The organism is Bradyrhizobium sp. 25ACV (assembly GCF_054863005.1).
Genome location: NZ_JAVAYO010000010.1, coordinates 250,072 through 273,910 on the forward strand (window position 1 = coordinate 250,072; position 23,839 = coordinate 273,910).

A 23,839-nucleotide genomic window follows, 5' to 3' on the forward strand; every position below is an offset into this window, starting at 1 on the left:
TCAAGCGATCATGGGTTGCGCAACGCGCGGCAGGAAGTTCAGGCTTTCCGCGATCTCGCACGCCGCCGTGAGCGTCGTCATCGTTCGCTGCGCCCGCGCAGGAACCTCAGCCGGATGGTCGGAGCGGAAATGCGCGCCGCGGCTCTCGTGGCGGCTCCACGCCGAGGCGGCCACGAGCAGGGCGGACGTCGCCATATTGCGCAGCGCGATGCTGGTTGCCTCGCGTTCGAGCGCGGCGAAGTGGTGCACGGCCTCGGTGAGGCCATCGCCCTCGCGGATTACGCCGACATGGGCGCTCATCATCGCCCGCAGTTGCTTCACGGCCGCAGCTGACGATGCGCCGCCGCGCAGTGTCACCAATGCGTCGGGGAGGCGGGCAGGCGCGGGGATCGAGCGGCCGGCGATGTCGTCGGCGATGCGCGCGGCGTAGACCACCGCCTCCAGCAGCGAATTCGAGGCGAGCCGGTTGGCGCCGTGCGCGCCGGTCGACGACACTTCGCCGCCAGCCCAGAGTCCGTCGATCGAGCTGCGGCCGCGTCCGTCCACCGCGATGCCGCCCATGTGATAGTGCGCGGCCGGGGCAATTGGGATGATCTGCGCCGCCGGATCGATGCCGGCGGCGATGCAGCTCGCATGCACGGTCGGAAATTTGTCGGCGAAGCGCGCGCCCAGCGCCTGCCGCGCATCGAGGAAGGCGCCGCGACCGGCCGCGATCTCGGCGAATACGCCGCGCGCCACGATGTCGCGTGGCGCAAGCTCCGCGAGCGGGTGACGCGCAATCATGAAACGCTCGCCATTGCCGTTGATCAGCGTCGCGCCTTCGCCACGCAGTGCTTCGGTCGCGAGCGGTGCCGGATCGCGGCCGACCATGATGGCGGTTGGATGGAACTGCACGAATTCCGGATCGGCGATCACGGCACCGGCACGCGCGGCGATGGCGAGGCCGGAGCCGCTGGCTTCCATTGGATTGGTCGTGACGGCGTAGAGATGCCCGATGCCGCCGGTGGCAAGCACCACCGCGCGCGCAGCGAGCAGGAACGGCCGTGCCGCGGGATTGTCGGCTTCGCGCAATTGTAGACCGGCGACGGTACCGCTCTCGGTCAAGAGGGCTTCGGCGACGAGCCCTTCGATGATGCGGATCGACGGCGTACGGCGCACCGCTTCGCTCAAGGCCGCGATGATCGCAGCGCCCGCGCCATCGCCGCGCACATGCACGATGCGGCGTGCGGAGTGTGCCGCTTCGCGTCCCACGGCGAGCCTGCCTTCGAGATCGCGATCGAAGGGGACGCCATAGCTCAAGAGATCGTGGATGCGCGGCGCGGCCTCGCGCGCGATCCCAAGTGCAACCGCCTCGTCGACGAGGCCGCCGCCGACCGCGATGGTGTCGGCGGCGTGGGCTTCGGGCGTGTCGCTCTCGGCGACCGCCGCGGCGATGCCGCCTTGCGCCCATGCGGATGATGCGCCCTGTCCGAGCGGCGCGGCCGAGATCAAGGTCACCGGCCGCGGCGCCAGCTTCAGCGCGCAGAACAGTCCGGCAAGGCCGCCGCCGACGATGACGATGTCATCGGTGCGGGTGAGTTTGCGGATGGTGTTGGTCATGGCTTTATCCTTTCACTCCACTGTCGTCCCTGCGAAAGCAGGGACCCATACGCCGCGGCGGATGTTGTGATGCGAAGCTGCGCGTTGGCTTTCTTCGCAGCGCATTTCCCTGTGGTCAGCGCGACGAGCGCGAGCGCTCGCGCGGGGGTCCCGGATCTGCGCTTCGCTTGTCCGGGGCGACAGCTGTGTGTGACGCTGCATGTGTCGCTAGTTCTTCAGATTGATCATCCGCTCGACCGAGCGCCTTGCGCGATCCGCAAGCGCGGGATCGATCGTCACCTCCTCGCGGAGCGTCAGCAGGCTGTCCAAAATGTTCGCGAGCGTGATGCGCTTCATGTGCGGGCAGAGATTGCAGGGGCGCAGCATCTCGACGTCGGGCAGCTCGGCGCGCACATTGTCGGCCATCGAGCATTCCGTGATCATCACCAGCCGCCGTGGCCGCTTTTCGCGCACCCAGTTGATCATGTGCGCGGTCGAGCCGGTGAAGTCGGCTTCCGCCAGCACGTCCGGCGGACATTCCGGATGCGCGATGATCTGGACGGACGGATCGGCCTCGCGAAAGGCGCGCAGCTCTTCGCCCTTGAAGCGCTCGTGCACCTCGCAGGCGCCCTTCCAGGCGATGATCTTCACGTCGGTCTTCGAGGCCACGTAAGTGGCGAGATAGCGATCGGGCAGGAAGATCACGGTTGGCGCGTTCAGGCTCTCGACCACCTGCACCGCGTTCGACGAGGTGCAGCAGATATCGACCTCGGCCTTCACCTCTGCGGACGTATTGACATAGGCGACGACAGGCACGCCCGGAAATTTTTCGCGGAGCAGCCGAACGTCGGCGCCGGTGATGCTGGCGGCCAGCGAGCAGCCGGCGCGCGAGTCCGGGATCAGCACCGTCTTGTCCGGGTTGAGCAGTTTTGATGTCTCCGCCATGAAGTGCACGCCGCACTGGACGATGACATTGGCCTCCACCTTGGTGGCTTCCACCGCGAGCTGCAGCGAGTCGCCACCGATGTCGGCGACGCAGTGGAAGATCTCCGGCGCCTGGTAGTTGTGCGCGAGGATCACCGCACCCCGCGCGCGCTTCAGCTCGATGATCGCCAGGATCGTCGGTGCCATCAGCGGCCACTCGATCGGGGGGATGACGTGCTTCACGCGCTCATAGAGCGGGGCGGTGGCGCGTTCGACCTCCGCCGTCCATTCCAGCGAGGGCGTCGGCAGCGCGCGCGCTGTGGGCGCCGGTGCGGGGCGGGGAGAGGACGCGAGATGGCCCTGCGGCCGGTTGGCAAAATCGTCTGGACCGTAGATTTCAGTGATCGGCATCAAAGCATCCCTCGCATGTCATTTATACTCAATATGAGTATATGTAGAGCCTGAGTAATCCGGCCGAGGGGCCGGAGCGGGTTTCATCGATCCTCATATATGCTCAATATGAGTAAATCAGAAATAGCACGCTCTGCCGAGGACGGCTAGGCCCTGCCGCACACAATCTCGTCAGATCGTCGTCCGACGCGTCGGGCGAGGCCAGATTGAAATGCAATGCTCCCGCGGCAGCTCCCCGTGGAATGCAATCGTTTTTGATTTGGGGTTTTCATGCAAATGCATTAAATGACGCGTTCGCGGTCGGCTCTTTGCAGTCCGCCAATGACAGACGGGGACTACCATGTCGACATCAGTGGGCGAACTCGCGCCGGCCTCACGGTCCTCCAGCTGGCGTACCCCCGCCGTCATCATTCTCTGCGGCTGTGCGATCGGTATGCTCGGCTTCGGTCCGCGCTCGGCGCTCGGTTTCTTCGTGCAGCCGATGAGCCATGAATTCTCCTGGGGCCGCGACGTATTTGGCCTCGCCATCGCCTTTCAGAATTTGCTGTGGGGACTGGGCCAGCCCATCGCCGGCGCGGTCGCCGATCGCTTCGGCCTGTTCCGGGTGATGTGCGTCGGCGCGCTGCTCTATGCCGGCGGCCTCTTGCTGATGCGCTATTCCTCGACGCCGCTGTCGCTCAACATCGGCGCTGGCGTCATGGTCGGCTTCGGACTCGCCGGCTGCTCGTTCAATCTGGTGCTGTCGGCATTCACCAAGCTGCTGCCCGCCGAGAAGCGCGGCCTCGCGCTTGGCGCCGGCACGGCGGCTGGATCGTTCGGGCAGTTTTTGTTCGCACCGATCGGCGTCGCGTTGATCGACAATTTCGGCTGGCAGCAGGCGCTCTCCGTGTTCGGCTTCCTGATGCTGCTGATCATCCCGCTGTCACTTGCGCTCTCGACGCCGCCGGCCGCAACGACGGCCAATGCGACGCCGGCGGATGAGCAGACCATCACCAGGGCGCTCGCCGAAGCCTTCGGTCACCGCTCCTATGTGCTGCTGGTGCTCGGCTTCTTCACCTGCGGATTCCAACTCGCCTTCATCACCGTGCATCTGCCGGCCTTCCTGGTCGATCGCGGCATCTCGACGCAAATCGGAGGCTGGGTGATCGCGGCGATCGGCCTGTTCAACATCATCGGCTCGCTCAGCGTCGGCTATCTCCAGAACTCGCTGCCCAAGCGCTACATCCTCTCGGCCATCTACTTCACGCGTGCGCTCGCGACCCTCGCCTTCATCTCGTTCCCCATCACGCCGTTCTCGGCGATCGCTTTCGGTGCGGTCTCCGGCCTGACCTGGCTGTCCACGGTGCCCCCGACCTCGGCGCTGGTGGCGCTGATGTTCGGCACGCGCTGGCTTGCGACGCTGTATGGCTTTGCCTTCGTCAGCCATCAGGTCGGCGGCTTCCTCGGCGTCTGGTTAGGGGGAATCGTGTTCGAGCGCTTCGGTTCCTATACGCCGATCTGGTGGCTCTCGATCCTGTTCGGCGTGCTTTCCGCGCTGATCAATCTTCCGATCGTGGAGAAACCTGTCGTTCGGGCGGTTGCGCAGCCTGTGTGATCGGCTAAACATCCCCGACAAACAAAGTCAGGGAGTTCAGTCGTGGCCACATTTAAGGCGATCCGGATCGACAAGGCGGACAAGGGCACCACCGCCGCGCTGACGCAGTTCGATGAAGCCGAGCTGATGGACGGCGACGTCACCGTCCGCGTGGAATGGTCGACGCTGAACTACAAGGACGGCCTCGCGCTCACCGGCAAGGCGCCGGTGGTGCGCCGCTTCCCGATGATCGCTGGCATCGACTTCGCCGGCACGGTCGAGCAATCCTCGCATCCGCAATGGAAGGCCGGCGACAAGGTCGTCTGCACCGGCTGGGGCATGGGCGAGACCCATCTCGGCGCCTATGCCGAGAAGGCGCGGGTGAAGGGCGACTGGCTGGTGGCCTTGCCGCAAGGCCTGTCGGCACGCGATGCCATGGCGATCGGCACCGCCGGCTTCACTGCGATGCTGTCGGTGCTGGCACTGGAGAAGCACGGTCTCTCGCCGAAGAGCGGCCCTGTGGTGGTGACGGGCGCCGCGGGCGGCGTCGGCTCGGTCGCGATCGCCGTGCTTTCGAAGCTCGGCTACCACGTCATCGCTTCAACCGGCCGCGCCTCGGAGGCTGACTATCTGAAGCATCTCGGAGCAGCCGAAATCATCGACCGCAATGAATTGTCGGCGCCGGCCAAGCCGATCGCAAAGGAGCGCTGGGCGGGTGGCGTCGACAGCGTCGGCTCGACCACACTGGCGAATCTGCTGTCGATGACGAAATACGGCGGGGCGATCGCGGCCTGCGGCTTGGCCGCCGGCCTGGACCTGCCGTCGTCTGTCGCACCTTTCATTTTGCGCGGGGTGTGCCTTCTCGGCATCGATTCCGTGATGTGCCCGATCGAGCCGCGGAAAGCCGCGTGGCAGCGCCTGGCGTCAGATCTGGATCGGACCAAACTAACTGAAATCACTCACGAAATCCCTCTTGATGAGGTGCCGGAGTGGGGCGCTAAAATCCTGGCGGGCCAGGTCCGCGGCCGCACCGTGGTAAAAATTGTCTAACGGCGTTCAGACTTTACCAACCAAGCTGCTTCAATGTCGCCATGGTTAGTATGGTAAGCAGCGGGTAAAGAGATAAGGCATCGCCCGCTGCGGGGGTTGGTTCGGAGTTGAGCATGCTTGCGCGTATTGTGTTGGGGGCTGTCACGGCGGCAGCAACGTTTGCGCCGGCCCTTGCCGGAGGCATGAACGCCGACGAGGCGCGTCGCTTCGTGGCGGGCAAGGTGTTTGCCTTCACCTGTTTCGACGGCACCCGCGGCGCGGGCCGCATCCTGGACGATCTCGGCGCGGCCGGCGCGGTGCAGTTCTCCGGCGCGGGCCCGGTCAAACATCTCCGCCTGCCCGGCAATACGCTCCAAATCCGTGGCCAGAACGTCTGCGCCTCGATCAAGGGCATTCCGTTCGAGCCGTGTTTCAACCTGGAAAAGACCGACGATCGCAGCTTCCGCGGCTCGGTGTCGGGGATGGGCTTCGCCTATTGCGACTTCCATCACCAGGGTGGCAACCAGATGCTGATGGCGCGCGCTGCGGCGCGTCCGCGCTCGCTGCACAGGACAGAGCACACCGGTTCCGTCGGCGCGACCAACACCGAAGTCGCCGCGCGCGTCGAGACGCCGCGTGTCGAGAGCAGCCGGCTCGAGCCGGTGAAGTCGGAGATCAAGTCGGAGCCCGCCAGGAACGAGGGCCCGCTGGAGCTGCGCCGTTCCACCCAGTGAGAGGGCTGCGCGGGACGGTCCGCGCACTTTGTCGTTGAAGACGTCCATCGAACGCCAAGCCGCCGCGCCGTAGTCCTACGGACGGCGGCTTTCATGCGTTGGTAGCTGTTCGCGCCCCAGTTTGCGGACGGCCGGGGGGCGCGGCCCGATAAAAGGGTTCAACGATGTCACTGTACTTCTTCCGCATCAGCACCGGTCGCTATTCCGGCGCCGCCGACCAGCCGTACGAGTTCGAGGATCGCACAGCCGCCTGGACCGAGATGACCGAGGTCTGCGCCAATCTGCTCGGCGGCATCGCGCGAGGCCTGAAGCCGAACGCAGAGTGGTGCATGGAGCTGCTCGACGAGGACAAGAAGCCGGTCTTTCGCATCAGCCTCGTCGGCGAGAGCGTAACGCAGCAGAGCGGGGCTCCTATCACTGCGTGTGATTAACCTGTTAAGCGCGCATACCGTGCTGAAATTCAAGGGGTTTTCCTACCGATCCAGTATTTGCCCGGAGGTCGCGTTAACCAAATTGGAATGGCGAACGCATACTTTTCGGACAAGGGCGATCAACGCCGAGGGCGGCTGGCAATGACTCGGCCGCGCATTCCCTAGGGGGAAGCATGCCCATGTTGAGCCTCGTTCAGAATTTGCGGATTGGGACCAAGCTGGCGATCTCATCGGCGCTCGGCATCCTCCTGGTCCTCGCGATGATCGCGGGTCAGGTGATCGGAAACGGCAACGTGCGCCGGTCCAGCCAGACGGCGTCCGAGCAGCAGGAGCTGGCGCGCGAGGCAGTCGAATCCAAGCTCGCGGCGCGCACCATGCAGCTCGCCGCACGCGACATCCGCCTCGCCAACAATTCAGATGAACTGCAGAAGGCGCGCGACGCGCTGGCCGAACGCGCCGGTCATTTGGTGAAGGTTGCCGACGCAATGCTCACGCTCTCGCGCGTGCCGGAAAACCGCGCGAGGATCGAGAAGCTCAAGGTGCTCACGGCGAACTATCTCAAGGGAGCTCAGCAGCTCGCATCCGTGCGCGGTGCCGCCCTGGCTCTCACGGGCGAGGATGCCGCTGCTCGCCTCGCCAAGCTCGTCGATGAGGGGACGCGTCTTGCCCGCGAGGTCACCTTGCCGATCGCAGGCGAGATGGACCAGGCTGCCAATCAGATTGCCGACGTCGCCAGGCACAGAAGCGAAGAGGAGGTTGCGGCCTCCGCGCGGGAGATGGCGTCCAGCGAGCATATCGCAATGGTCATCGGCGCTTTCACGGCGCTCGTCCTCCTCGGCTCCTGGCTGCTGTCGTTCCTGACCATCGCACGGCCGATCCGCGCGCTCACGGTGGCCATGGACAAGCTCGCCGGCGGCGACTTTTCCGTGGTGCTGCCCGGTCTCGGCCGCAAGGACGAGGTCGGTGGTGTCGCGGCGGCTGTCGAGAAGTTCAAGATCGTGTCCGAACAGAAGGCGCGCGAGGAGGCCGAGGCCAAGATCAGGCAGGATCAGGCTGCAGCCGCGCAACGCAAGGCCGAGATGTCCAAGCTGGCCGATGGCTTCGAGGCGGCGATCGGCGAGATCGTCGATACCGTGTCATCGGCCGCGACTGAACTGGAAGCGTCTGCGTCGACGCTCACGTCGACTGCGGCGCGCGGACAGGAGCTCACCATCATGGTTGCTGCCGCCTCCGAAGAGGCGTCCACCAACGTGCAGTCGGTGGCGTCGGCGACCGAGGAGCTGTCGTCGTCGATCACCGAGATCAGCCGCCAGGTGCAGGAATCCGCTCGCGTCGCAAGCGAAGCGGTCAGCCAGGCCCGCACCACGACCGACCGCGTCGGCGAATTGTCGAAGGCGGCGGCGCGGATCGGCGACGTGGTCGAGCTGATCAACACCATCGCCGGCCAGACCAATCTCCTGGCGCTCAATGCGACCATCGAAGCCGCGCGCGCCGGCGAGGCGGGCCGCGGCTTTGCCGTTGTCGCCTCCGAGGTCAAGGCGCTCGCCGAGCAGACTGCGAAGGCGACCGGCGAGATCGGCCAGCAGATCGCCAGCATCCAGACTGCGACCGAGTATTCAGTCGGCGCCATCAGGGACATCAGCGACACCATCGAGAAGCTGTCGGAGATCTCCTCGACCATCGCAGCTGCCGTCGAAGAGCAGGGCGCGGCGACGCAGGAGATTTCCCGCAACGTGCAGCAGGCGGCGGAGGGCACTCATCAGGTGTCGTCCAACATCACCGACGTGCAGCACGGCGCGAGCGAGACCGGCTCGGCGTCCTCGCAGGTGCTGGCGGCGGCGCAATCGCTGTCCGGCGACAGCAACCGCCTCAAGCTCGAGGTCGGCAAGTTTCTCGGCACCGTGCGCGCCGCCTGACGGTGGCGTCTTTCGGCAAGTCATGCTTGCAACCATCGCGCGTGAATGCGTGGCGGCTGCTCGCGCGCGTATCTCGTCGCCGCGACCGTCGCGCGCAGGGTTAACCTTCCGGAAAAGCGGCGCAGTCATGATTGCCGCAATTTCCCGGATGCTGAGTCGTCCTTCGCGTACTGCGTCTCAATCGTTGGAGCACATTCATGAGTGGCATTTCCATTCGCCTCACTCACAAGGTCATGGCGATCGGACTGTTCGGCCTCATCGGGCTCGTCGCCTTCGGCACGATCTACCAGATTGGCAGCCTCTCCCAGGACACGTCCCGAGACGCTGCTGAAGACGCGCGCCGGCTGTCCGATCTGAACCAGCGGATCTCGCAGCAATTGCTCGAAGCGCGCCGGGCCGAGAAGGATTTCCAGCTCCGCCGCGATCAGTCTTTTGCGAAGCGTCATGCCGAACTTGCTTCCGACATTACCCGCAATCTTGATCGCCTCGGCAGCGCGGCGCGTGCGGCAGGATACGCGGCGGTCGGGGAAAAGGCGTCACTGGTCCGCACCGGATTCGAGAGATATGTGAGCGAATTCGCGGCCGTCGAACGGGCCGAGGTCAAGCTTGGATTGAACGAAACCCTGGAGTTGTCAGGCTCGTTGCGCACGGCGGTGCACGACATCGAGACCAAGCTCAAGGAGGTCGACGATCCCAGGCTCACCAGCGGCATGCTGACGATGCGTCGTCACGAGAAAGACTTCATGTTGCGCCGCGACCCGAAATATCTCGACGCCCTGAAGAAGACGGCGACGGAATTCTCCGGGCAAGTCGAGGCTTCGGCGATCCTGCCGGCGCTCAAGACCGATATCGGCAAGAAGCTCTCCAAATACAGGGATGACTTCGTGGCGTGGGCAGCCGGCGCGCAGGATCTGGCCGCGCACGGCTCGGCGATGTCCAAGGAGTTCCGCACCATCGAGCCCGTCCTCGACGAGATCGAAAAGACCGTCAGTCAGCGATACGACGCGGCGAAGGCCGCCGAAGAGTCGATGCGGGCCTCGATCAAGCTGTGGATGTGGGTCGCACTCGGATGCTCGATCCTGCTGGTGGGGAGCGTGTCCTTCTTCACCGGCCGCTCGATCTCGACCGCGCTGATCGCCATGGTTCGGTCGATGACCGGTCTGGCAAGCGGTGACACCTCAGTCGCAATCCCAGGCGTCGGCCGCAAGGACGAGATCGGCGAGATGGCTGGCGCGGTCGCGGTCTTCAAGACCAACATGGCGGAAGCCGAGCGGCTGCGCGCCGAGCAGGCCGAAGCGGACGCGCGTCGGCGCGAGCAGCGCAAGCTCGACATGCAGCGGCTCGCCGATACGTTCGAAGGCGCCGTCGGCGAGATCATCGAGACGGTGTCGTCGGCGGCAACCGAGCTCGAAGCGTCGTCGAACACGTTGACCCACGCCGCCGAGCGCGGCAACGGGCTTGCCACCGCCGTGGCGGCGGCCTCGGAGGAGGCGTCCGCCAATGTGCAGTCGGTGTCGGCCGCGAGCGAGGAGATGACGTCATCGATCACCGAGATCAGCCGCCAGGTGCAGGAATCGGCGCGTGTCGCCGACGTCGCCGTCGGGCAGGCCCAGCGCACCAATGCGCGCGTCGCCGAGCTGACCAAGGCCGCTTCCCGCATCGGCGACGTCGTCGAGCTGATCAACACCATCGCCGCCCAGACCAACCTCCTGGCGCTGAACGCGACGATCGAAGCGGCGCGGGCGGGGGAGGCCGGCAAGGGCTTTGCGGTGGTCGCGACCGAAGTGAAGGCGCTTGCCGAGCAGACCGCGAAAGCCACCGGCGAGATCGGTCAGCACATCGGCGCGATCCAGTCCGCGACAGACGAATCCGTCGGCGCGATCAAGGAGATCGGCGACACCATCGCGCGGATGTCGGAGATCTCGTCGACCATCGCCGCTGCGGTGGAGGAACAGGGTGCCGCCACGCAGGAGATCTCCCGCAACATCCAGCACGCCGCGCAAGGTACTTCCGCAGTCTCGTCGAACATCGCCGACGTCCAGCGCGGCTCCGGCGAGACCGGGGCTGCCTCGGCGCAGGTGCATTCGGCCGCGCAGTCGCTGTCGCAGGAGAGCAACCGGCTCAAGAGCGAGGTCGCGCGCTTCCTGGAGTCGGTGCGGGCGGCATAACGGCGCAAACTGCGTCGGTCGAATGCTGCAACGCATCAAGCGCGGTACGCCTGGGCTGCAGCGCAGAGGCCCGTGCAGCCGCAGGAGGTTGCAACCATAATAGCGACCGCGCGGGCCATGCCGTAGTTTTACGTAGGTTCCTGTTAACGCGTGTTTGCAATCATGGGCCTAGTCTCACGGAATAAGAACCAGCCAGCATTGTTGAACTGACTTCCGCCCTCTCGTCCGTCGCGACGACAGCGGCGCAGGTCATTTGCGCGTTGCTAGGTATCATCGGGATTTGTGTGATGTCGAAGTTGTCAATCGTCTTCAAGCTTCTGGCCGTGTTATCGGTCCTCGTGCTGTCACTCGCCGGCGTCGGCGTGACGGCGATCGGCACCATGCAGAACATCAATGCTCATACCGTCGAGATCGCGGAGAGCTGGCTGCCGAGCGTGCGTGCGCTCGGCTCAATGCGCGCCGACATCAACGAGCTGCGCGTCGCGCTCCGTTTGCACCTGATGCAGGACACCGCCGAAGGCAAGGAAGCCGCCGAGAAGCGCCTCGGCTCGTTGCGTGAGCGCATCGAGAAGACGCGCAAGGTCTACGAGCCGCTGATCACTGCCGCCGAAGAGCGCGCGCTCTATGAGCAATGGAGCAAGGCGTGGGGCGAATATCTGAACGGCGTGCAGGAGACCATGGCGCTGTCGCGCAAGAGCGTCGGCCGCTTCCCGACCGACGCCAACGAGATGTTGCAGACCAAGGTCGCCAAGATGGCCCAGGCCGCCGATCCCCTGCTTCAGAAGGGCATCGAGCTCAATAACCAGGGCGCCGAGCTGGAGACCAAGCAGGCGGCCGACAGTTACGCCACGATCTTCCGCGTCCTGGTCGGCATCATCGTGCTCTCGGTCGTGATCGCGATCGGCGCCGCCTATTATCTCGTGCGCGACGTCTCTCGCGGCATCGCCTCGATCATTCGTCCGATGCAGTCGCTCGGCCAGGGAGACCTCTCGGCCGAAGTGCCGCATCGCGGCGAGAAGACCGAGATCGGCTCGATGGCGGATGCGCTCCAGATCTTCAAGGAGGCACTGATCGCCAAGAAAGCCGCCGATGAGGCGGCCGCACGCGACGCCGAAGCCAAGATCGAACGCGGCCGCCGCGTCGATGCCATCACGCGCAATTTCGAGGCCATGATCGGTGAGGTCGTCGAGACCGTGTCGTCGGCCTCGACCGAGCTCGAGGCCTCCGCGGCCACGCTGAGCGGCACGGCGCAGCGCGGCCAGGAACTCGCAACCGTCGTTGCCGCTGCGTCCGAGGAAGCCTCCACCAACGTCCAGGCGGTGGCGTCCGCCTCGGAGGAGCTGTCGTCCTCGATCACCGAGATCAGCCGCCGCGTGCAGGATTCGGCGCGGATGGCCGCGGAAGCCGTCGAGCAGGCGGCGCGGACCAACGACCGCGTCAACGCGCTGTCGCAGGCGGCCTCCCGCATCGGCGACGTCGTCGAGCTCATCAACACCATCGCGGGCCAGACCAACCTCCTGGCGCTGAATGCGACCATCGAAGCGGCGCGCGCCGGCGAAGCCGGTCGCGGCTTTGCCGTGGTCGCCTCCGAGGTCAAGGCGTTGGCCGAGCAGACCGCGAAGGCCACCGGCGAGATCGGGGCGCAGGTCTCGGGCATCCAGGCTGCGACGCAGGAATCGGTCAGTGCCATCCAGGAGATCGGCGGCACCATCGAGCGGTTGTCCGAGGTGTCCTCGGCCATCGCCGCCGCTGTCGAGGAGCAGGGCGCCGCGACGCAGGAGATCTCGCGCAACGTCCAGCAGGCCTCGCTCGGCACGCAGGAAGTCTCCTCCAACATCACCGACGTGCAGCGCGGCGCGATCGACACCGGCTCGGCCTCAGGCGAAGTTCTCTCGGCGGCGAAATCGCTGGCGACCGACAGCACCCGCCTGAAGGTTGAGGTCGCGCAGTTCCTGGAATCGGTCCGCGCGGCCTGATCTTTACGCGCTCGCCTGCGGAGCCGGCGGCGGTGCGACCTGCCGCCGGAACAGGATGCGCTGGTAGAGCCAGCCGATGGCGACCAGCACGACGCCGAGGCACATGAACGACAGCGCACGGTAGACGCCTGTCAGCGTCGACATGTCGATGACGAAGGCCTTCAGGATCGTCAGTGCGATGACGGCAGCCGAGGCCAGCCGTGCACGCTCCGAGTTGACGAGAATGCCGACGCCCAGCAACACCACGCCGAAGGCGAGCCAGCCGATCGAATAAGTGTATTGCTCGGCGCCCGTCGTCGCGCCGGTGGAGAGGATCGGGCCGTGATAGAAGCGGCGAATCTCCAGCGTGACATAGGCAAGCGCGAACACGAGCGCGCCGCCGACGATGGTGTTGGCGTAGACCTTGCCGCGCATCCCGACCACCGCGTAGGACAGCAGCAGCATCAGCACCGCCGGCAGCGCATAGCCGAGCAGCAGCAGGTTGAACACGGCGCCGCCGACGTCGACGCGCCAGATCAGCGGGTTCTCCAGGATCAGGAGGCCGAACACGCTGATGAGCCCGCCGATCGCCGTCAGCACGACCGCGCCGACATTGTGCACGATGCTGCGGCTGCGCAGCCGCAAGCGCTCCAGCCCGATCGCCATCGCGAGCGTGACGCAGACCTGCAGCGCGAATTCGAGCAGCGACGGCGGCGAGGTCATCCGGCCATTGGTCGCAAAGTGTCGGATCTCCATGAAGGCGAGCAGCGCGGTGAACAGGATCGCCGCGGTCTCGACCATGCGCAGCGGCGCATCGTCGGCGCGGCGGCGCAGGAAGATGCTCGCGGCCCAGAACGAGGCCGCAGGCAGGCCGTAACCCCAGAGCAGCCAGTTGAAAATCGGCGTGGTGCCGACGGCGTCGCCGACGATGCGCGGATCATAGCCGATGCGCGCGGTGACGATGCCGGCGAAGATGGCGGCGAGCCAGCGCAGGAACGGGATCGGCCGCTGCATCGAGATCCAGGCGGTGCCGAGCGACATCAGCGCGAGGGCAATCGTGAGCCAGCCCTTCTCCAGCGCGAAGGTCAGCGCCAGCGCCATCGCGCCGAGCGTGCCGGTCGCGAACAGGGCGGTCGAGGTCGCCGCGCCCGGTCGATCTTCGCGGCGGGTCAGCGCTTCTGTTGCGGCGCCGAAGGCGGCGGCGAGCAGCACCGCCAGGATCGCAAACGGGATCGAGCGGTCGAGATGGGCGATGCGGGCATAGAGCGCGATGAGGATCGCGATCGGCGTAGCGACGGCTGCCGCCGACCACACCACGGGAATGATTGCCGAGTTCGAGCGGCCCTGCGCGAGGAAGCCGGCAACGCCGAAGCCGACGGCGAAGATCGCGGCCATCACCAGATGCAGCGTCACCGAGCTGTCGGTCGCGGTCGGCCCGATACCGGACATCGCGCCGCCCGGAAGCACCAGCATATCAGGGTTGGCGCGCACCGCCCATTCGGCGAACACGATGAAGACGGTCGCTGCGGCCGCGCCAAGCGCGCCGGTGGCCGCCGGCGCACGCCAGGCGACGAGAAGCGTCGCGCCAACGAGAATCGTGAACGCGATCAGCGCCAGATCCGCGTGTGCGCTCGACAGCACGATCAGCATGGCGCCGAACAGGTAAGCGCCGAGCGAGGTCGAGGAGACCGGCTCGATCTCGCCGTCCTCGATGCTGGGGCCGAACATGAAGCCGCAGACCACGAGCAGCGCGGCGAGCACGAAGCCTGCAATGGCATGGAAGGCGTGCGGCGCGACCTGGACCTGCTCGGTGTCGAGACCCGGCAAGATCCAGAGCACGGCAAAGGCGATCGTCGTGACCGCGAGCCAGCGCCATAGCCGGATGCGCGCGAGGCCGAAGCTCGCGGCGGTGACTATGGCGAGGTAGATGTAGAGCGCCCAATAGTCCGGCTTACCGCTGGAGACGAGGAGCGGCGTCACGAAGGCGGCGACCACGCCGAGGCCGGCCAGCGCCGGCCCGTGCAGCAGCGCGGCGGCGAGCGTGCACATGGCCACGATGCCGAGCAGCACGAAGGCGGTCGCGGGCACGAGGAAGCCATAGAGCGCATAGGCGGCATAGATGGTCGCGAACGCCACCGCCGTACCCGCCGCAGTGAGGATCGCCGGGATGTTGGCGATCGGCAGCGCCTCGATGTTGGAAATGCTCTCCTTGCGCCGCGACCACTCGCCGGCCCCGAGCAGCGCAGCTGCGAACAGGCCGCCCAGGAACACGCGCACGCCCGGGCCGAGCAGGCCGGCCTCGATCGAATAGCGCACCATGAAGAAGCCGCCGAGCGCGAGCGCAAGGCCGCCGATCCACACCACCCAGCGGGTGCCGAGCTGCTCCTCGAAGCCGGGGGCCGCGGCCGGCACCGGAGGTGGTGCGGCAGCCGCGGGGCTCGCTTCGAGCGGCGGCGGTGAAAGCTCTTCGGTGACGAGTGGAGGCGGCGCCGCTTCGGCTTCGGGCGCAAGCGGCGGCGGCTCGGCGGCCGTCGTCGCGGGCGCGGGGGCCTGCTCCTGCACGGGCATGAGCGGCGGCGGCTGCACCTGCCGCTGCGCGTAGAACATCTCTTCGAGCGAATTCAGTCGCCGGCGCAGCTCGGCCGCCTGGCTGGAGGCCTTGATCGCGATCAGGAAGGCCGCGATCGCAATGATCCACGCAAAGACGTCAAACGGGCCGTCGAACATAAAGCCTCCAGGCGACCGGCGGGCAGGGGCCGGTCACGTAGTATGTCGGGTTAGCGCCGGGAGCGCACGCGCAAGCCCGGCGCGGGCCGCTCCTGGAGTACGTCGCGCCGGAAGCGATAGAGCGCCGCCGGCCGTCCGCCCGTCTGTGTCGACATCACCCCGGTCGGTTCGACCAGGGCTTCCATTTCGACCAGGCGGCGGAAATTCTGCTTGTGCAGGTGCCGGCCGGAGATTGCCTCGACCGTATGCTGCAGTTCGGTAAGTGTGAATTCGGGTGGCAAAAGTTCAAAGACGACAGGACGATACTTCAGTTTTGCCCGCAGCCGCGCGATCGCCGTGGCGAGAATCCGGCGGTGGTCGAACTGCATCGAGGTCCCGAGCGGGGGAAGCGTCTTGCGCGCTAATGCCGCAGGGCGGCCGTCGCGTCGCGCTTCCTCGACCAGCCCGGCCTCGTACAAAAGCTCGTAGCGGTCCAGCACGCGCTCCTCGTCCCAGGCCGCCCCGTCAAGGCCGAAATAGAACCGCACGCGATCCTTGCGCGGCAGCGCGCGCGTCGTCTCCGGCGTCTCCTCCGCAGCCCATTCGGTCAGCGCGGGAATGATGTCGCGGGCGATGATCGCAGGCGGCTCCTCGCGCCGGTCTTCCCAGGGGAAGAAGCGATACCATGGCGCGAAGCTCGCCGCATTGGCCGCAAGCTCGCCGTCCACCGCGCGCGTCAATGCGAGATAGCCGATCGACACCATATGCGCGCCGGTGTCGCCGGCCTCGGCATGGCGGCCGCGATCGCCGAAGGTGTAGAGCTGCTCGACATAGCCGAGGCGCAAGCCGGCCTGTTCCTCGACCCAGGCGCGCAGGCCGATGTCGAAGGTGCGGTGCGCGAGCGCGTCGAACGGGCCGAACGGCAGGCCGGCAAGCCCGTCACTGCCACGCGCGGTGAGGATCAGCGGCTCATGCCCCTCGATCGCGACGATCGCCGCGGTCAGGCCGATCTCGATCGGCGTCAGCAGCGTCTCGCTCATGCGGCTGATATCGCGGGGGTTGCGGAAAGAATGTCTTCGTTGGTTGAGCAGATCTCGCCGCAGACTCGCTGTAACCTCTCCCGCTTGCGGGAGAGGTCGGCGCGTAGCGCCGGGTGAGGGCTTTCTCCTCTAGGGGGTTGTCCCAATGCGGAGATACCCTCTCCCCAACCCTCTCCCGCAAGCGGGAGAGGGGGCGCACCTGCGATGTGGCGCGCAGCTGTCATTCGAGCTCGATCACGAAGGGGCGGCCCTCGACCATCATCGCGCCCGGGCCGATTTCGTCGAGCGCGCGCAGCATGCGGCCGTTGCGTCCCAGCGCACGATCGGCAAGGCCGACGATGCGCCGGTTCGGCGAGGCGATCGGCGAGGCTGTGCGGATCTTCCTGGCGATCTCGAGCTCGTCGCGGTTCGGATTGAGTGCACAGACCGCCGCAAACGCGCTCGCGGTGGAGCGGCTGATGCCGGCATAGCAATGCACCACCAGCGGCGCGCTGCGGTCCCAGCCGCGCACGAAGTTCAGCACCTGATCGATATGGGTCTCGGACGGCGCGACGAAACCGTCCATCTCCTCGGTGATGTCGTCCATCGACACCTTGAGATGGTTGGCGGGCAGCACGGACACCGGCCGTGCCACCTGTTCGACATTGGCCATCACGGTCAGCACGTGGCTGGCCCTGGTGAGGCGGACGGTTTCGGGAAGCGCGGCGAGGGAACAGACGTGGATCATGGCGGACCTTTTTGCCGCGATTATAGCCGGTGCCGTAGGGTGGGCAAAGCGACATGTCCGCCGTAGCTCGAAGAGCGAGGGCGGAAGCGTGCCCACCATCTTTGTCGCAAACGCGAAAGCACGTGGGCACGGCGCAAGCGCGCCTTTGCTCACCCTACGAAGGGATGATGCTCACGCGAACACCGCGCCAAACCGCTCCAGAAACTGCTTCTCGGCCCGGGCCGCCGTCCACGGCGTCAGATAGTCGCGCCGGACGCTGTCGGAGAGGCCGGGATCCTTGCCGAACAGACGCCGCGCCTCGCTTTCGCTGAAGCCGGCAAGCTCGGTCGCTTCCAGATAGGCCGCCCCGCGATCGGCGGCCTTGATCGCCAGCGTGACCTCCTCAGGTAGCACCGGCGGCAGTCCGAAGCGGACATGGATGGCACCGAGCAGGCGTTTCTCCACCGCCTTGTAATGACCGTCGAGCACCGCCTTGAACGGCGAGATCATGTCGCCGATGACATATTCGGGCGCATCATGCAGCAGCGCTGCGAGCCGCACGCGCTGGTCGACGCGCGGCATCTCGTGCCGCATCACGGTTTCCACCAGCAGCGTGTGCTGCGCGACCGAGAAGATGTGTGTGCCAACGGTCTGCCCGTTCCAGCGCGCGACGCGCGCCAGCCCATGCGCGATGTCGGCGATCTCGACATCGAGTGGGGAGGGATCGAGCAGATCGAGCCGCCGTCCCGACAGCATGCGCTGCCAGGCGCGGGACGCCACGTCGCGTGCGGTCTTCTTGGCCGTCATTTGACCTTGAGGCGCGGCTTGCGCTGCGTCTTGCTGCAGCTGGCGTGACAGTGGCAGTCGACGAGGTGGTCGTTGACCATGCCGGTTGCCTGCATGAAGGCATAGACGATGGTCGGGCCGACGAATTTGAAGCCGCGCGAGGACAGATCCTTCGAGATTTGCACCGACAGCGGCGTCGAGGCCGGCACGCTCGCGGTGGTCTTGAAATGATTGACGAGCGGCCGTCCGTCCATGAAGTCCCACAGCAGTTTTGAGAAGCCCGGGCCTTTTTCCATGATGTCGAGATACGACTTCGCGCTGGCGATCGTGCCGTCGATCTTGGCGCGGTTGCGCACGATGCCGGCATCGTTCATCAGCGCGTGCACCTTCTTCGCATTGTAGCGCGCGATCTTCTCCGGCTGGAAATCGTCGAAGGCTTTGCGGAAATTGTCGCGCTTGCGCAGGATCGTGATCCAGGACAGGCCGGCCTGGAAACCGTCGAGGATCAGCTTTTCGTATAGCGCGCGGTCGTCATACTCCGGCACGCCCCATTCGGTGTCGTGATAGGCAACATAGAACGGATCATCGCCCGGCCAGGGGCAACGGGTCTTTCCGTCGGGATGCAGACGAGGGGCTCGGCTCATGCGGTGGGCTGCTTCGCTGGAATGCGAACGACGTCAGGTTCTGCCAGCTTCAAGGCGAGGCCGCCAGCGGTGAGGGGCTGGCCGGCATCGAGCGCGTCTGCGACACGGTCGATGCGCACCAGGGCAATGCCCTTGCCGCCTGATGTCGAGCCGATGGTGCCGACCGGCTTGTCGCCGGCGAGAATGGTCGCGCCGGCTTCGGGCGAGGGGCCATCGAGCAGTATCTTCACGCTGCGGGTGCGCGCGGTGCCGCGATGCTGCATGCGCGAGACGACCTCTTGGCCGACATAGCAACCCTTGTCGAAATCGACGCCGGCAAGGCGGTCCATGTTGGTCTCGTGCGGAAACGCATCGCTGTACATGAAATCGAGCCCGCCGCGCGGCACGCCGAGCGCGATGCGGTGCGCCTCGTAGTCGGTCGCCTCGACCAGTTCGGCCCCGATGAGGTCGGAGAGCTTCTCCTTGAGATCTTCGGGGATCAGGATGCGATAGCCGAGCCCTTCATCGCGCGGATCGGCGAAGGCAAGATCGGGCTGCGCCGCAGGCTGGCCGTCCCAGGCGGCGAGCACGCCGAGATCGAGGTTTTCCACCGTGACCTTGGCGCGCAGCTTGTAGAATTTCAGCTTGGTGGCGAGACTTTCGGCGAGCGCCTTCGGACAGTCGATCAGGAACCCGCCGCCGTGACCCGCGGGGACTTCCGTGATCAGGAAATCCACGATGATCTTGCCCTGCGGCGTCAGCAGAGCGCCGAATCGCCCCAGCCCCGGTTTCAGCCTGTCGAGGTCGGTCGTGACCAGGCCGTTGAGGAAGTTGCGCGCATCCTCGCCCGCGACCTTGACCACGCCCCGGTCGGGAAGAAACGCTGATTTCATGCGAAAATCTCTTGCGACATGTTGCTCCGGAACGTAAGCCCGCGAGGCATAAACGACAAGACCTCGAGCCCTGCGCTTGGGGATGACAAGGGCCTTCAGCCATGACCCAGCGTTTCGATGTGATCCTCAAGAACGGCACGGTCGTCAACCAGGACGGCGAGAATGTTCGCGATATCGGCATCACGGGCGGCCGCATCGCCGAGCTGGGCCCGTTGTCGCAAGCCTCGGCCGCGGAGGTCATCGACTGCAAGGGCCTGCACATCCTGCCCGGCGTGATGGACACGCAGGTGCATTTCCGCGAGCCCGGGCTGGAGCAGAAGGAAGACCTCGAGACCGGTTCGCGCAGCGCCGTGATGGGCGGCGTCACCGCCGTGTTCGAGATGCCGAACACCTCGCCATTGACGGTGACGGAGGCCACCTTCACCGACAAGGTGAAGCGCGCCCATCACCGCATGCATTGCGATTTCGCCTTCTTCATCGGCGGTACCCGTGAGAACGTGCAGGACCTTCCGGTGCTGGAGCGCGCGCCGGGCTGTGCCGGCGTCAAGGTGTTCATCGGCTCCTCGACCGGCGCGCTGCTGGTGGAGGACGACGAAAGCCTGCGCCGCATCTTCCAGGTGATCCGCCGCCGCGCGGCCTTCCATGCCGAGGACGAATACCGCCTCAACGACCGCAAATCGCTGCGCATCGAGGGCGATCCACGCTCGCATCCGGTGTGGCGCGACGAGACCGCGGCGCTGATGGCGACGCAACGCCTCGTCAAGCTCGCGCACGAGACTGGAAAGCGCATCCACGTGCTGCACATCTCGACCAAGGAAGAGATCGAGTTCCTGCGCGACCACAAGGACGTCGCCTCCTGCGAAGCGACGCCGCACCATCTCACGCTGGTTGCGCCCGAATGCTACGAGCGGCTCGGCACGCTGGCGCAGATGAATCCGCCTGTGCGCGGCGCCGATCACCGCGCCGGTATCTGGCGCGGCATCGAGCAGGGCATCATCGACGTGCTCGGCTCCGACCACGCCCCGCATACGCTGGAGGAGAAGCAGAAGACCTATCCGGCTTCGCCCTCCGGCATGACCGGCGTGCAGACGCTGGTGCCGCTGATGCTCGATCACGTCAACGCGGGTCGGCTTTCTCTGGCGCGCTTCGTCGATCTCACCAGCGCCGGCCCCGCGCGCCTCTACAACATGGCCTGCAAGGGCCGCATCGCCGCCGGCTACGACGCCGATTTCACCATCGTCGATTTGAAGCGCAGCGAGACCATCACCAACAAATGGGTGGCGTCCAAGGCCGGCTGGACGCCGTATGACGGCGTTCGCGTCACCGGTTGGCCCGTCGGCACCTTCATCCGCGGCCGCCGCGTGATGTGGCAGGGCGAGCTGGTGACGCCTGCGCAGGGCGAGCCGGTGCGGTTTCTGGAGACCTTGAAGCGGTAGCTTGCCGCGCTCGTTGTGATCCGTCATCCTGAGGTGCGCGCCATGCAATGCTCTTGCATTGCGTGGCAAGCCTCGAAGGATGAGCGGCCCCGCTAGTGGCCGTGCCCTTCGAGGCCTCCGCTACGCTCCGGCACCTCAGGGTGACGGGGATAGTGTGCGTATGATGGGAGACTATCCAATGAGCCAGAGTGCCCTCATCACCAGCGAGCAACTCGCCGCCATCCTCGGCGATCCAAACTTGCGCATCTATGACTGCACGACCTACAACGAGGCTGTCCCACCCGGCAGTGACGTACCCTATCGCGCAGTCCCCGGCGACAAGACGTTCGAAGCCGGACACATTCCGGGAGCCGACTTCCTCGACCTGCAGGGCGAGTTCTCCGACACCTCCGCGCAACAATTCTTCATGATGCCCAGCGTCGCCCAATTGGAGGCCGCCTTCGGCCGCCACGGCGCTGATGCGGGCAAGACCATCGTGTTCTACAGCATCGGGACGATGATGTGGGCGACGCGGTTCTGGTGGATGCTGCGCTCGCTCGGCGTCGATGCCCATGTGCTCGACGGCGGTCTCGACAAATGGAAGGAAGAGGGGCGGCCGATTGAGACAGGCGCCCCGAGGGGATATCCGGCCACCACCTTCAAGGCCGCGCCGCGCGCGGGCTTCTTCGTCGACAAGACGACCGTGAAGGCGCGGATCGGCGATCCCTCGACGGTCATCGTCAACGCGCTCGGGCCGCAGTTTCATCGCGGCCTCGAGCCGAGCCGCTACGGCCGGCCGGGCCGCGTTCCCGGCAGCATCAACGTATCAGCCGCAACGCTCGTGAACGCCGACAAGACGCTGACCAGCCTTGCGGACGCCGAAGCGAAATTCGCGGCGCAGGGTGTCACGCGCGACAAGAGCGTGATTCTCTATTGCGGCGGCGGCATCTCGGCGACGATCGACCTGTTCCTGCTGACGCAGCTCGGCTACGACAGACTGACGCTCTACGACGCCTCGATGGGCGAATGGGCGAGGGATCCGGCGCTGCCGATTGAGACGGATTAGATGCGCCTTTCTTACCCTCCCCCTCAAGGGGAGGGTAAGATCCGGGGCAAGAAATCTGGGAACCTTTCCCCTGAGCCGGCATCCAATGTCCGGAACCAATGGAGATCGAGGTGCCGCCATGCCAGGGACCGCAGCCGGCCTGTCCGCCGGCCTCAGGACGTCGGAATCCGAGCTGATCGATCGCGCGCGGCGCCGTGACGAGGCCGCGCTCCGCGAGATCATGCAGGCCAACAACCGCAGGCTCTACAGGCTCGCCCGCGGCATCCTACGCGGCGACAGCGAGGCCGAGGATGTGGTGCAGGAAACCTACGTCCGCGCCTTCACGCATCTCGACGGTTTTTTGGGTGAAGCCGCGCTGTCGACCTGGTTGTCGCGCATTGCGATCAACGAGGCGCTCGGACGCTTGCGCAGTCGGAAGCCGCAGGTCGAGCTGGGATCGGTCCCGGAGGCAACGCTGGAAGCACAGATCATCCGGTTTCCCCTTTCGTCTGCCGCAACCGATCCGGAAAAATCCATGGCCCAACGCGAGATCCAGCGCGTCGTCGAACACGCGGTCGATGAATTGCCCGACGTCTACCGCATGGTCTTCATCGCGCGGGTGATGGAAGCCATGAGCATGGAGGAGACGGCCGAGCTGCTCGGCATCAAGACCGAGACCGTCAAGACGCGGTTGCACCGTGCGCGCACCCTGCTGCGCGAGAACGTCGAGAAGAAGATCGGCCCCGTCGTGATGGATGCGTTTCCGTTCGCCGGACAGCGCTGCGAGCGCCTGACGGAGGCCGTGCTCAGGCGCCTTGGCTTCGGCGCGTAATTTTTCGGGAACGTTCGCGCGAAACTCGCATCCAATCCCTGTGAAGCAACGCGCCGGCGAACGTCCGGCACCACAGGAGTATCGAGCCATGTTCACCCGACGGAGCGCGGCGGTCGCCGCGGCAATTCTGTTGTCGAGCCCCGCGCTGCTGCAAGGCGCCAGCGCAGCCGACAAGCCCACCGATCCGCAGATCGCCCACATCGCCTACACCGCCGGCGTGATCGACATCAACGCGGCCAAACAGGCTCAGAAGAAGGCGAAGAGCAAGGACGTCAAAGCGTTTGCCGAGGACATGCTGCGCGACCACGAGGCGGTCAACAAGCAGGCGCTGGCGCTGGTCAAGAAATTGAACGTCACGCCGGAGGACAACGACACCAGCAAGGCGCTGTCGAAGCAGGCGAGCGACAAGCTGGCCGAGCTCGACAAGCTGGACGGCGCCGCCTTCGACAAGGCCTATGTCGCCAACGAGATCGCCTACCACAAGGCGGTCAACGGCGCGCTGGAGACCCAGCTGATTCCGTCCGCGAACAATGCCGAGCTGAAGAGCCTGCTACAAACCGGGCTGAAGATCTTCCAGGGACATCAGCAGCACGCCGAGCACGTCGCGGCCGAGCTGAAATAGGGGAGAGGCCATGATGCTGGAGCGACTGGCTTCGATCGCCATAGCACTTGTCCTTGCGGCGATGGTCGCCCCGGCGCATGCCGCGACCATCGAGATCACGATGGAGAATCTCGAGATATCTCCGGCCGATGTGACGGCCAAGGTCGGCGACACCATCAATTGGATCAACAAGGACGTCTTCGCCCACACCGCCACGGCGAAGAACGGCGACTTCGACGTGACACTGCCGCCGAAGAAATCGGCGACATCCGTTCTGAACAAGGCGGGAGTGACCGACTATTACTGCCGCTATCATCCCAACATGAAAGCGACTCTCAAGGTCGAGCCGTGAGGGGAGGGAGCAGGTTCCTGATTGCCGCGGGAATATCTCCCGGCCATTGCGAGACTAATGCTTGTCCGCGGCAAGCGGCTTCTATGCGATAAACACGGCAGACTTCGCGAAGGCTTTCGCC

Annotated in this window: 20 protein-coding genes; 12 read left to right on the plus strand and 8 right to left on the minus strand. The window is 65.8% G+C overall.

All coding sequences use genetic code 11. The features are described from left to right. Entirely contained in the window at window positions 1-1,599 is a 1,599-nt protein-coding gene (locus RAD04_RS23985; RefSeq protein WP_461625732.1) for an L-aspartate oxidase, read from the minus strand. Window positions 1,600-1,806: 207 nt separating this feature from the next. After that, the gene (nadA, locus tag RAD04_RS23990; protein WP_461625733.1) at window positions 1,807-2,913 is read right to left on the minus strand and encodes a quinolinate synthase NadA; all 1,107 of its coding nucleotides are present in this window, start codon (window positions 2,911-2,913) and stop codon (window positions 1,807-1,809) included. A gap of 340 nt (window positions 2,914-3,253) precedes the next feature. Here nadA and RAD04_RS23995 point away from each other — a divergent pair, with 340 nt between their 5' ends. From RAD04_RS23995 to RAD04_RS24025, 7 genes are all read left to right on the plus strand, one after another. Further along, complete coding sequence (locus RAD04_RS23995; RefSeq protein WP_461625734.1) at window positions 3,254-4,507, plus strand: MFS transporter; 1,254 nt, start codon at window positions 3,254-3,256, stop codon at window positions 4,505-4,507. 42 nt (window positions 4,508-4,549) lie between these two features. After that, window positions 4,550-5,536 (plus strand): acrylyl-CoA reductase (NADPH), encoded by a 987-nt coding sequence (gene acuI, locus RAD04_RS24000; RefSeq protein WP_461625735.1) that lies wholly within the window; start codon window positions 4,550-4,552, stop codon window positions 5,534-5,536. 113 nt (window positions 5,537-5,649) lie between these two features. Beyond that, the gene (locus tag RAD04_RS24005; RefSeq protein WP_091967312.1) at window positions 5,650-6,249 is read left to right on the plus strand and encodes a hypothetical protein; all 600 of its coding nucleotides are present in this window, start codon (window positions 5,650-5,652) and stop codon (window positions 6,247-6,249) included. A gap of 164 nt (window positions 6,250-6,413) precedes the next feature. Then, window positions 6,414-6,680, plus strand: a complete 267-nt coding sequence (locus RAD04_RS24010) for a DUF6894 family protein (RefSeq protein WP_028141644.1) — start codon at window positions 6,414-6,416, stop codon at window positions 6,678-6,680. Window positions 6,681-6,859: 179 nt separating this feature from the next. Next, the gene (locus RAD04_RS24015; protein ID WP_461625736.1) at window positions 6,860-8,596 is read left to right on the plus strand and encodes a methyl-accepting chemotaxis protein; all 1,737 of its coding nucleotides are present in this window, start codon (window positions 6,860-6,862) and stop codon (window positions 8,594-8,596) included. A gap of 197 nt (window positions 8,597-8,793) precedes the next feature. Beyond that, window positions 8,794-10,764, plus strand: a complete 1,971-nt coding sequence (locus RAD04_RS24020) for a methyl-accepting chemotaxis protein (protein WP_461625737.1) — start codon at window positions 8,794-8,796, stop codon at window positions 10,762-10,764. A 287-nt stretch (window positions 10,765-11,051) separates the two neighbouring features. Next, window positions 11,052-12,740: a methyl-accepting chemotaxis protein gene (locus tag RAD04_RS24025; protein ID WP_461625738.1), complete on the plus strand. Its 1,689-nt coding sequence runs from the start codon at window positions 11,052-11,054 to the stop codon at window positions 12,738-12,740. A 3-nt stretch (window positions 12,741-12,743) separates the two neighbouring features. Here RAD04_RS24025 and RAD04_RS24030 read toward each other — a convergent pair whose 3' ends face one another. The 6 genes from RAD04_RS24030 to ygfZ all read right to left on the minus strand — a co-directional run bounded on the left by RAD04_RS24030 (window position 12,744) and on the right by ygfZ (window position 19,473). Next, entirely contained in the window at window positions 12,744-15,446 is a 2,703-nt protein-coding gene (locus RAD04_RS24030; protein ID WP_461625739.1) for a DUF2339 domain-containing protein, read from the minus strand. Window positions 15,447-15,496: 50 nt separating this feature from the next. Next, the gene (locus RAD04_RS24035; RefSeq protein ID WP_461619731.1) at window positions 15,497-16,465 is read right to left on the minus strand and encodes an NUDIX hydrolase; all 969 of its coding nucleotides are present in this window, start codon (window positions 16,463-16,465) and stop codon (window positions 15,497-15,499) included. Between the two features lie 220 nt (window positions 16,466-16,685). Further along, a complete protein-coding gene (locus tag RAD04_RS24040) occupies window positions 16,686-17,192 on the minus strand; it encodes a tyrosine phosphatase family protein (protein WP_461625740.1) in 507 nt (168 codons plus the stop codon). Window positions 17,193-17,363: 171 nt separating this feature from the next. Then, a complete protein-coding gene (locus RAD04_RS24045) occupies window positions 17,364-17,978 on the minus strand; it encodes a YfbR-like 5'-deoxynucleotidase (RefSeq protein ID WP_461625741.1) in 615 nt (204 codons plus the stop codon). Then, window positions 17,975-18,601: a DNA-3-methyladenine glycosylase I gene (locus RAD04_RS24050; protein WP_461625742.1), complete on the minus strand. Its 627-nt coding sequence runs from the start codon at window positions 18,599-18,601 to the stop codon at window positions 17,975-17,977. Before RAD04_RS24050 ends, RAD04_RS24045 begins: the two co-directional genes overlap by 4 nt. Then, window positions 18,598-19,473, minus strand: coding sequence for a CAF17-like 4Fe-4S cluster assembly/insertion protein YgfZ (gene ygfZ / locus RAD04_RS24055; RefSeq protein ID WP_461625743.1), 876 nt, complete (start codon window positions 19,471-19,473; stop codon window positions 18,598-18,600). Before ygfZ ends, RAD04_RS24050 begins: the two co-directional genes overlap by 4 nt. 101 nt (window positions 19,474-19,574) lie before the next feature. On the opposite strand from ygfZ, the gene RAD04_RS24060 reads away from it, so the two are divergent. From RAD04_RS24060 to RAD04_RS24080, 5 genes are all read left to right on the plus strand, one after another. Continuing rightward, window positions 19,575-20,909 (plus strand): dihydroorotase, encoded by a 1,335-nt coding sequence (locus RAD04_RS24060; RefSeq protein WP_461625744.1) that lies wholly within the window; start codon window positions 19,575-19,577, stop codon window positions 20,907-20,909. A gap of 178 nt (window positions 20,910-21,087) precedes the next feature. After that, window positions 21,088-21,954 (plus strand): sulfurtransferase, encoded by an 867-nt coding sequence (locus tag RAD04_RS24065; RefSeq protein WP_461625745.1) that lies wholly within the window; start codon window positions 21,088-21,090, stop codon window positions 21,952-21,954. Between the two features lie 118 nt (window positions 21,955-22,072). After that, entirely contained in the window at window positions 22,073-22,765 is a 693-nt protein-coding gene (locus RAD04_RS24070) for an RNA polymerase sigma factor (protein ID WP_461625746.1), read from the plus strand. A gap of 88 nt (window positions 22,766-22,853) precedes the next feature. Beyond that, window positions 22,854-23,387 (plus strand): DUF4142 domain-containing protein, encoded by a 534-nt coding sequence (locus RAD04_RS24075; protein ID WP_461625747.1) that lies wholly within the window; start codon window positions 22,854-22,856, stop codon window positions 23,385-23,387. Window positions 23,388-23,397: 10 nt separating this feature from the next. Next, window positions 23,398-23,718: a cupredoxin domain-containing protein gene (locus RAD04_RS24080; RefSeq protein ID WP_461625748.1), complete on the plus strand. Its 321-nt coding sequence runs from the start codon at window positions 23,398-23,400 to the stop codon at window positions 23,716-23,718. Window positions 23,719-23,839 lie beyond the last annotated feature (121 nt).

Bases quoted from the DNA above. Each gene is read 5' to 3' on its own strand.
- RAD04_RS24075 (WP_461625747.1), top strand. From the start codon at position 22,854: ATGTTCACCCGACGGAGCGCGGCGGTCGCCGCGGCAATTCTGTTGTCG.
- RAD04_RS24080 (WP_461625748.1), top strand. From the start codon at position 23,398: ATGATGCTGGAGCGACTGGCTTCGATCGCCATAGCACTTGTCCTTGCG.
- RAD04_RS24070 (WP_461625746.1), top strand. From the start codon at position 22,073: ATGCCAGGGACCGCAGCCGGCCTGTCCGCCGGCCTCAGGACGTCGGAA.
- RAD04_RS24015 (WP_461625736.1), top strand. From the start codon at position 6,860: ATGTTGAGCCTCGTTCAGAATTTGCGGATTGGGACCAAGCTGGCGATC.
- nadA (WP_461625733.1), bottom strand. From the start codon at position 2,913: ATGCCGATCACTGAAATCTACGGTCCAGACGATTTTGCCAACCGGCCG.
- RAD04_RS24005 (WP_091967312.1), top strand. From the start codon at position 5,650: ATGCTTGCGCGTATTGTGTTGGGGGCTGTCACGGCGGCAGCAACGTTT.
- RAD04_RS24025 (WP_461625738.1), top strand. From the start codon at position 11,052: ATGTCGAAGTTGTCAATCGTCTTCAAGCTTCTGGCCGTGTTATCGGTC.
- RAD04_RS24035 (WP_461619731.1), bottom strand. From the start codon at position 16,465: ATGAGCGAGACGCTGCTGACGCCGATCGAGATCGGCCTGACCGCGGCG.
- RAD04_RS24030 (WP_461625739.1), bottom strand. From the start codon at position 15,446: ATGTTCGACGGCCCGTTTGACGTCTTTGCGTGGATCATTGCGATCGCG.
- RAD04_RS24040 (WP_461625740.1), bottom strand. From the start codon at position 17,192: ATGATCCACGTCTGTTCCCTCGCCGCGCTTCCCGAAACCGTCCGCCTC.
- RAD04_RS23985 (WP_461625732.1), bottom strand. From the start codon at position 1,599: ATGACCAACACCATCCGCAAACTCACCCGCACCGATGACATCGTCATC.
- RAD04_RS24050 (WP_461625742.1), bottom strand. From the start codon at position 18,601: ATGAGCCGAGCCCCTCGTCTGCATCCCGACGGAAAGACCCGTTGCCCC.
- RAD04_RS24020 (WP_461625737.1), top strand. From the start codon at position 8,794: ATGAGTGGCATTTCCATTCGCCTCACTCACAAGGTCATGGCGATCGGA.
- RAD04_RS23995 (WP_461625734.1), top strand. From the start codon at position 3,254: ATGTCGACATCAGTGGGCGAACTCGCGCCGGCCTCACGGTCCTCCAGC.
- RAD04_RS24045 (WP_461625741.1), bottom strand. From the start codon at position 17,978: ATGACGGCCAAGAAGACCGCACGCGACGTGGCGTCCCGCGCCTGGCAG.
- ygfZ (WP_461625743.1), bottom strand. From the start codon at position 19,473: ATGAAATCAGCGTTTCTTCCCGACCGGGGCGTGGTCAAGGTCGCGGGC.
- RAD04_RS24060 (WP_461625744.1), top strand. From the start codon at position 19,575: ATGACCCAGCGTTTCGATGTGATCCTCAAGAACGGCACGGTCGTCAAC.
- RAD04_RS24010 (WP_028141644.1), top strand. From the start codon at position 6,414: ATGTCACTGTACTTCTTCCGCATCAGCACCGGTCGCTATTCCGGCGCC.
- RAD04_RS24065 (WP_461625745.1), top strand. From the start codon at position 21,088: ATGAGCCAGAGTGCCCTCATCACCAGCGAGCAACTCGCCGCCATCCTC.